The organism is Bradyrhizobium lablabi (assembly GCF_001440475.1).
Taxonomy (GTDB): domain Bacteria; phylum Pseudomonadota; class Alphaproteobacteria; order Rhizobiales; family Xanthobacteraceae; genus Bradyrhizobium; species Bradyrhizobium lablabi.
On record NZ_LLYB01000020.1, the window covers coordinates 1 to 7,682 of the forward strand.

Annotated in this window: 6 protein-coding genes and 2 tRNA genes; 4 read left to right on the forward strand and 4 right to left on the reverse strand. The window is 60.5% G+C overall.

The window, feature by feature from the left end; genetic code table 11:
- Nucleotides 1-39 precede the first annotated feature (39 nt).
- Nucleotides 40-168 (forward strand): hypothetical protein, encoded by a 129-nt coding sequence (locus CQ14_RS47480; protein ID WP_283807179.1) that lies wholly within the window; start codon nucleotides 40-42, stop codon nucleotides 166-168.
- Between the two features lie 750 nt (nucleotides 169-918).
- Here the strand turns inward: CQ14_RS47480 and CQ14_RS00215 are convergent.
- Complete coding sequence (locus CQ14_RS00215) at nucleotides 919-2,469, reverse strand: 4-hydroxyphenylacetate 3-hydroxylase family protein (protein WP_057855954.1); 1,551 nt, start codon at nucleotides 2,467-2,469, stop codon at nucleotides 919-921.
- An 88-nt stretch (nucleotides 2,470-2,557) separates the two neighbouring features.
- On the opposite strand from CQ14_RS00215, the gene CQ14_RS00220 reads away from it, so the two are divergent.
- Both CQ14_RS00220 and CQ14_RS00225 read left to right on the forward strand, forming a co-directional pair.
- Nucleotides 2,558-3,181, forward strand: a complete 624-nt coding sequence (locus CQ14_RS00220) for a TetR/AcrR family transcriptional regulator (protein ID WP_057855955.1) — start codon at nucleotides 2,558-2,560, stop codon at nucleotides 3,179-3,181.
- A gap of 5 nt (nucleotides 3,182-3,186) precedes the next feature.
- Nucleotides 3,187-3,720 (forward strand): isochorismatase family protein, encoded by a 534-nt coding sequence (locus CQ14_RS00225; RefSeq protein WP_057855956.1) that lies wholly within the window; start codon nucleotides 3,187-3,189, stop codon nucleotides 3,718-3,720.
- Between the two features lie 27 nt (nucleotides 3,721-3,747).
- Here the strand turns inward: CQ14_RS00225 and CQ14_RS00230 are convergent.
- Both CQ14_RS00230 and CQ14_RS00235 read right to left on the reverse strand, forming a co-directional pair.
- Nucleotides 3,748-3,822 (reverse strand) — tRNA-Trp (locus CQ14_RS00230).
- 3 nt (nucleotides 3,823-3,825) lie between these two features.
- Nucleotides 3,826-3,900: transfer RNA gene (locus CQ14_RS00235), tRNA-His, on the reverse strand.
- A gap of 370 nt (nucleotides 3,901-4,270) precedes the next feature.
- Here CQ14_RS00235 and CQ14_RS00240 point away from each other — a divergent pair.
- A complete protein-coding gene (locus tag CQ14_RS00240) occupies nucleotides 4,271-4,453 on the forward strand; it encodes a hypothetical protein (protein WP_057855957.1) in 183 nt (60 codons plus the stop codon).
- Nucleotides 4,454-6,013: 1,560 nt separating this feature from the next.
- Here CQ14_RS00240 and CQ14_RS00245 read toward each other — a convergent pair.
- Entirely contained in the window at nucleotides 6,014-6,721 is a 708-nt protein-coding gene (locus CQ14_RS00245) for an IS110 family RNA-guided transposase (protein WP_156434582.1), read from the reverse strand.
- Nucleotides 6,722-7,682 lie beyond the last annotated feature (961 nt).

A 7,682-nucleotide genomic window follows, 5' to 3' on the forward strand; every position in this document is an offset into this window, starting at 1 on the left:
AAAACCCCGAGACTCTAACTGCCGCTGGATGAAAATGCAGTGGCAGGTCAGCTCGCGCATAACGCGCATGTCGATCCGCGCTCCCGCGCCAATTCCGACCCCGCCGCGCGCAAGATCATCGGGCTCGCCAACGCGGTCGAGCCGGTCAGGACAGGCGCATCTTCATAGAGCTGATCAACGGGCCGATGCTCTTTAAACAAAAAGGCAACGCCGGCGGAGTAATCGCGCAATCGAGAAGGGCTGGCTTGTGCTGCCACGGAGCGGCACGTTTGTGAAATTTACCCAGGCCGGCGCCGATCTGTTCGCGTGACGTGATCAGGGACCATTACCCAACTCGGTAGAGGCATGCAGCAGACGCCCCTTTGACCGCTCCGCTCGCCATTTTCGTGGAAATCGTAGGGGGAGTCGGCTCCATGCTCCCTCGCTCCTTGTCGGCTCGAGCAAGGCATTGGGAGTTCGAGTCAGGGGGAGCGCTACCAACCCTCGTTGCTTCAAATCATTATTCTCAAATGCAGCTCGCAGCACTCCGTCGAGGCGCGAAGAAAGGACCTGAGGAGCTCCACCTCCGACACTTGAGGCCTTCTGTTCGTGGCGAGCGACGCCTCCCTGCAGTTGGCAATGCCGGTCTGTCCAACCATTCGGAATCCAGCTCACATTGGCTCTGTCGCAAGATTTTTCTTGATCTCCCGGTGCACACGTCGTGCACACGCCGCCTACCAACTCGTTGAAAAGCTTAAACTCTCGCTCCAGTCCATCATCGGCGCGACGGAGAATTTCCATTCCATCTCAATTGCTTAACCGCAACACCGGTTCAATGCAACAAGACGTTTTCGAAACTCTGCCTGTCCGCGGAGCATGTCCGATCCAACCAAAATATCGAAAACAACCCCATGCAAAGTAGCCTCGCAGCGGCCGGGATTATTCGGCCGCGCCCTGGAGCGTCGGCAGTTCGGCGAGCTGAGGGGGCTCCGGCACCTGGCAACCGGTCGCGCAGCAGCGGCCCGGCTGCTTCGAGAGGCGGCGCCCCTCGTCGAGAATGCCGCGGTCGAGCAGGCTTTCAACCAACTCGACCTTCTCCATCACCGGATAGTTGCGCCAGATCTCGCGCTTCATCGCTTCCGGCGAGCCGCCGCCGTGCAGCGAGATCACCGAGTACCAGCCGGCTTCGTGCGAGACCGTCAGGTCCTCGATGAAACGGGCGACCTCGGCGCGCTTCTCGGCGGGAATGTCCGGGCGGCCGCCCATGACCGCGGCGAGCGACGCCCTGGTCTCGGGGTTGTGGTCTTCCTCCGGTCCCGGCAGCGCCACGATCAGGCCACCCGAGACATAATGCGCCACGCGGTGCATGTCGTAGATCTTGGTGGCCAGCAGCAGCTTGCCGATGTTGGAGAACACCGCGTCGGGCATCACCGATCCGGCCGGGTCCTTTGTGCAATAGACGGACGAGGCGACGCCGCAGGCGTAGAAGCTCTCCGTGATGGTAATGAGCTCGACCATCGCCTCGCGGATATGCGCGTGGCGCTCGACGTCGAGCCCGTTGGCCTCGATCATCAGCGCGCCGGCGCCGATCAGGAGATCGCCGAATCCGGCGCGGGCCCCGATGCAGGAATGCCGGTGATGCGTGGCATAGGAAGTTGTGAGGAAACCGCCCTCCTCGGTCTCGCCGGCCAGGAAGACGCGGTCGTGCGGAACGAAGACGTCGTCGAACATCACGACGCCGACCGACTGGCCGTACTTGGCCGAGAACTTGGCGGAGGCCTCGCCGGGGCGCCCGGCCGGACGGGCGACGATGGTCACGCCAGGCGCGTCGCACGGGACGGCGCAGCATACCGCAAAATCCTTGTCCTCCGGATTGTGGGTCCGGCAGGGCATGACGAGGAATTCGTGCATGTAGGGCGCGCCCGTGACGATCGCCTTCGTGCCACGAATAACGATGCCGTCCGGACGGCGCGCCTTGATGCGAACGTAGACGTCCGGATTGACCTGCGCGCCGGGCCGCTTCGACCGGTCGCCCTTGGCGTCGGTCATCGCGACGCCAAGCGTGAGGTCCCTGTCCTGGACATCGTGGAGGTAAGCAAGAAAGCGCTGGCTGTAGTCCGTGCCGTGACGGTCGTCCGTCTGCTTGGTCGACTGGAAGATGCCGTTGAGCGCATCGTGCGTCAGATAGCGCTGCGCGCATCCGACCGTCTTGCAGACCAGACGCACCGCCTCGAGCTTGAACAGCAGGTCCTGCGAGGTCTCATTGATGTGCAGCATCCGGTTCACGGTCATGCCGGAGGTGCCCTGCCGCGCCGTCATGATCGGCACGTGCTCCTGCTTGAGCGCGAAGTCGTAGGTGACGCCGACGCCGGCGACGCCGGGCGCAAGCAGCGGCTCGTCGGCGACGCTTTCCACGGCGTTTCCGTTCACGAAGACCCGCGGCTTATAGGCACGAAGGGATTCCCGGTAGTCGGCACCCGACATCAGCATGGCGTCACCCCTCTTGTTTGAATAATTAAACAGTGTTAGATTTTTTAACACTGTTAGAATCGCTGTCAAGGTGGATGCGAGGAGGCAGATGGTCGAAAAGCGGCAGAACCGGCGTGATGCGGTCAGCGGGCACAAGCGGGAACTTATTCTCGACGCGGCGAAGCAGGTTTTCGCGGAGGAAGGGCTGGAGGGCGCGAGCCTCAGGGCGATCGCCGTGCGCGCCGGATACACGCCTGCAGCGCTCTATTTCCACTTCGAATCCAAAGAGGCGATCTACGCCGAGGTGCTCAAGTCCTCCCTCGCCTCACTCGGTGCTACTGTCGACCAGGCGGTCGTGCAGGCGAAGTCGCCGGCGCAGCGCCTGAAAGCAGCCGCCATGTCGTTCTTCCGCTTCTACGCCGAGAATCCGCGCGACCTCGACCTTGGCTTCTATCTTTTCCGCGGCGGCATGAAGCCGGCGGGCCTCGGGCACGAACGCGACGAGACGCTGAACGCCGCTCTCGAGTCCGCACTGCGCCCGATCGCCGAGGCCGCGAACGAGCTCGGTGCTTCGCGGCAGAAGGCCAATCTCCTGATGGTCGACTGCTTCGCGCATGCCACCGGACTGCTGCTTCTGCTGCACACAGGCCGCATCCGGATGTTCGGAGCTTCCGCGCCCGATCTCATGGAACGATATGTCAAGGATCGGATCGCCCATCTGACGGAGGAGTGACACTCATGCTCACCATCGACCCGAAGCGCTCGCTCCTCCTCGTCGTCGACTTCCAGTCACGACTGATGCCGGCCATCCACGATGGCGAGACCGCCGTCCGCAACGCCAACCGACTCATCGAGGCAGCGAAGCTCATCGGCATCCCGCGTCTGTTCACCGAGCAGAACGCGAAAGGGCTGGGACCGACCGTCGCAGACATACCCGTCGAACGGGATCGCCTCGTCCACAAGCAGTTTTTCGATGCCTGTCGGGAAGACGGCTTTCTCGACCGCATCCCGACCGACGCGCATGTCGTCGTCGCGGGTTGCGAGTCGCATGTCTGCGTCCAGCAGACCGTGCTAGGACTCCTGCAGGCGGCGCGGAAAACTTTTGTCGTACGCGACGCGCTCGGCTCTCGCCGACCGGAAGACAAGGAGACCGCCATCCACCGCATGGAGCGTCATGGCGCGGAAATCGTCACGGTGGAGATGGTCATCTTCGAATGGCTGGAGACGGCGGACAATCCGCACTTCCGACCGGCGATCGCGCTCATCAAATAGCTGCTTCGTCAGCTACGCCGCGTTAGTTGGCACCGGCTGACTGAATCGAACAGTCGACATCGGGTTTTGGAGGCCCGCGTTCTGCCACTGAACTAAACCGGTATCTGGTCCTGACTGGGAGAATCGAACTCCGCGTCTCCCGGTCCACAACCGAGCGTCCTGCCATTGAACGAAATCAGGAGAGATTGAATGGCCGCCTATCTCGTGGTCGGCGGCGGACGGATGACGAGCAAGTCGAGCAGTTGGTGATCGGCGGACAGAACGGGTCTAGGGCGATGTCCGCTTATCCCCCAACAGCGGCGCAGAAGCGGACATTGCCTGAGATCCGAGAAGTGCCCAACAGCGGTCACTCCGCAACCGCGTAGATGAATGCTGCCCTCACCGGGAAGCGAGGCGGCGCGTCGGGTGGAGCGTGTGCAAAAGCCGCAAGTCATTTGAAGCGCCTCGCCGTTACGTTTTCGGTACACAGGCTTGACCTTGACGCGCGCGCGTCGCAGGTTTCGGGGCGCCGCGCGCGGCTCGCGCGCCCAATAGGCAGGATCGATCTTTCATGGCATTCGTGCAGTTCACGCAACCGGACGATCAGCCCATCGTCATCAACACGGATAGGATCGTGACCGCCACACCACTGCCCGACGGGCAAGGCACGCGCATCACCTTCAACAACGGTGGTCATCAGGACGTGAAGCAACTCATCGCAGACGTGCTGCGGCAGTTGAACATAAGCGCGTAGGCTCAGGACATCGCCGCCTGGGCGAACCATTCGTGCACTTTCTTGAGTGCTGCCCAATGTCGCAGATGGGTCATAGAACAAGCAAAACGGCCTCAGTGCGCGCGCATCTGAGGCCATTTTGAGACCTCCCGCCGGGCATTGGGCAAAATGTCGACCGGTCGGTGGCCTAGCTTTCGGGGATAGGATCGCCGATTGCTGAGGACCAAGACCAGCCCAGGTGAATCGTTCCGTCCCAATAGCATCCTGATCGCACCGCGCGAATGGCGCGCTGGCCCTGTTTTGACCCTTGAATCGCTCTGTAACCACTAGTTCGGCAACTGAACACGAATTAACTGGCTATTTGGTTCGATCGGGATCCATATAGCTTCCATCACCGCCGCATCACGGGCATCCACCGGTGACAGAGAGTGTTGCGCTCCCGTTATTCGAGGGGAGGCGTCATATGCCCCAATCTCAACGCATGTCGCCCGCCATTCCGCCGGTTGCATTTGGGCGTCCTGCCTGTCCGAAGTGCAAGGCCGAGATGATGCTTACCAGCATCGAGCCAGCACGCCCAGGCGTCGACTTGCATACGTTTAAATGTGCTGTCTGCAATCATGTAGTTACGGCCCTGGCCGCGTATGAAGATCCCATGAAGTCCAAGGCTCTTGGACGCTGGCTTCTAGGCGATTTGCACTCGCCGACGTAGTTAAGTGTAAACACAAAAGGGCAAATTAGGCCGCTCCCCGGAAACTTCGATGCGAGTTTCGACCCAAAAAATTGCGTAGTGAGCAAACCAAAAGGAGGAGGAAATGAGGAATTACACATACGAACGGAAGGTGCGCACCGTGGCCGAGCGTGAGGCACGAAAGGCCTTCAAGGAGGTGGACGTCACGGTAGCGATGGCCGAGTAGAACGCACTCAAAAGGCGTTCCATGCAAACCACCAGCGGTTAAAGGCGGAGCGATTGGCTCGCGAGGCCGAAGCAGCGCGGAAGCTCAAAACCTGATCGGAGGCTTTCGGTCAAATCTGAGTAGCTCGTCGAACCTGTTAGGCTGAAATATCTTGCCGTACTCGTCGGTGATCTGCACCTGCCATCCGGCCCAAACTAGGGTGCGAGCTTTCGCAACCGCCAGCATTGGACTGACGTGACTCGCAACGACGGTTTCCCGTCCTCCTTCCTCGCATGAATGCTGAACGTCATCGCATCCTCAAAAGAGAAAGGCCGGCGGGCGTACCGCCGCTCTGCAGGGACTACTAGCTGCAAACACTGATGGCCCGTACAAGCGTCGATTCGGTGTCATGACTGAAATGACCAATGTCTCAATTGGGTCACGTGTGGACGGCGCCTTGGCAAGAACTTTCTGACGTTTTGCAGCATTGGTCGGGTGCGGTCACGTGTCCGGCCTGTTGATGCGGCAGGTGGTGTAGCCGCTGGCCCTAATGCTCTGCGCGGATCGGGTCCCAATCGTTCGCATGCACTTGAAAGTGCGTTGACCCAAACGGGCTCTCCCAATCCCCGGAACAACCGTATCTGCATTACGTCGTCATGCCCTCGCCAATCGTTGAAACTCCTATTGTCTATGCTGCTGGCAGCAATCTTGGCTCTTTGAACGGCTCTCCGCGTACCATCATGGCCCAGGCCATGCGGGCGATTTTATTGGCAAGCGCCACGGCGGAGACCTTGATCGGCCGGCGTTCCATAATATGCGCAAGCCAGAGGCGCCGCGTGCCATGCTGCCGCGCGTATCGGATAACGGCCATGGCGCCCGTGACGAGCAGCCATCGCAAATACCGATTTCCCTGCTTTGAGATTCTGCCCAGACGGTTCTTGCCGCCGGTCGAATGCTGCTTGGGAACAAGCCCGATCCAGGCCGCCAGGCTTCGTCCGGACGAGAACTCTTTCCAATCACCGACTTCTGAGACCAGGGCGGTGGCGACGATGGGACCAACGCCTGGGATCTGCTCGAGCCGGCGGCTTTCTTCGCTTGAACGATGCCAGGCATGGATGCGCTTCTCGATAGCTCCGATCTCAGCTGCGATCGCGGCGTGTTGGCGGGCAAGAACATCGAGACTGAACCGTGCGGCCGCGGGTATCCGACCATCCTTCTCGTCAGCAATGATCTTGAACAGCTCGGCTGTGCCGTTGCGCCCCTTTGCCGAGATAATGCCGAGCTCGGCCAGGTGACCGCGGATCGCGTTCGACAGCATCGTTCGCTGACGGACCAGTAGCTGTCGGCTGCGATGCAGCATCAGGCCTGATTGTTGCTGCTCGCTTTTGGTCGGCACAAAACGCAAAAATCAGACATGGAATGGCTTTAGGCGAGTAGTCCGCGTTCTCCTTGGCCACCATGTCGATGGCGGTCATCGGCAGAAATCGTTTCAACCTCTAGTAGCCAAGTTCGGCAATTTCGGCTATGTTCCGCAACGTGCATACATATTGGGGCGGCATGTCCGCCATCGGGAGAACATTGTCATGAGATTGCCGTCAAGCTTTGTCGCGCCTTCGGCCGTCGCCGTCGTGTCAACTATCTTGCTGTGCGGTCCGGCAACGTCGCAAACCGCAACAGGCCCCGCCTCCTCACTTCCGAGCGTCACGGTCGATGCGCCGAAGCAGGTGGCGAGGCCACATGCGCCGAAGCAGAGGGCCAATACAGGGGGATCTCGCCAGACATTATCAACCGGATCGTCAACCGCTCAAACGCCATCGGCCGCGCCGAATTCAGTACAAGGGAGGATTGCCAAGCTTGAGGCGGCTGCCAGCAGTTGCAACGGAGGTTGCCAAACAAGCTTCAAAACCGGGAACGCACCTTGGGTTGGATGTAGTTTTGCGGGTGGGGAAGCTGCAGGAGTGGGACCTTACTCGTTAACGTGCACAGACACACTCACCTACAAGACCTACTTGGACTGCACGAACACCAAAACCTTTTTGGGCTGGGGACCAAGAGAGGTCCGGTGGCATTGCACCAGCCTGCTCGCCGGGGGCAAGCTTACCCACGAAAAGGTCGCCCAACTCAAGCAATCAGGCCGTTAGTCCACGCCGCCCGCTGGCTGCCCCGAGACGTAGGATAGCACGGTTCGATTGAAGGATTTCGAGCCGTGCGGAATGCCCGCTTCGGGTCAAACTCAGAAGTCTGAGTGCGCAACTGGGAAGTCCGCTTTGCCCTCAACAACGGGCATCGTCAGCCAGACCTGTCAGGTCCGAAAAGGGCCGATTCCGTTGAAAAAGGCGGCTGTTGCGGCGCAGGAG

Bases quoted from the DNA above. Each gene is read 5' to 3' on its own strand.
- CQ14_RS00215 (WP_057855954.1), bottom strand. From the start codon at position 2,469: ATGCTGATGTCGGGTGCCGACTACCGGGAATCCCTTCGTGCCTATAAG.
- CQ14_RS00220 (WP_057855955.1), top strand. From the start codon at position 2,558: ATGGTCGAAAAGCGGCAGAACCGGCGTGATGCGGTCAGCGGGCACAAG.
- CQ14_RS00225 (WP_057855956.1), top strand. From the start codon at position 3,187: ATGCTCACCATCGACCCGAAGCGCTCGCTCCTCCTCGTCGTCGACTTC.
- CQ14_RS00240 (WP_057855957.1), top strand. From the start codon at position 4,271: ATGGCATTCGTGCAGTTCACGCAACCGGACGATCAGCCCATCGTCATC.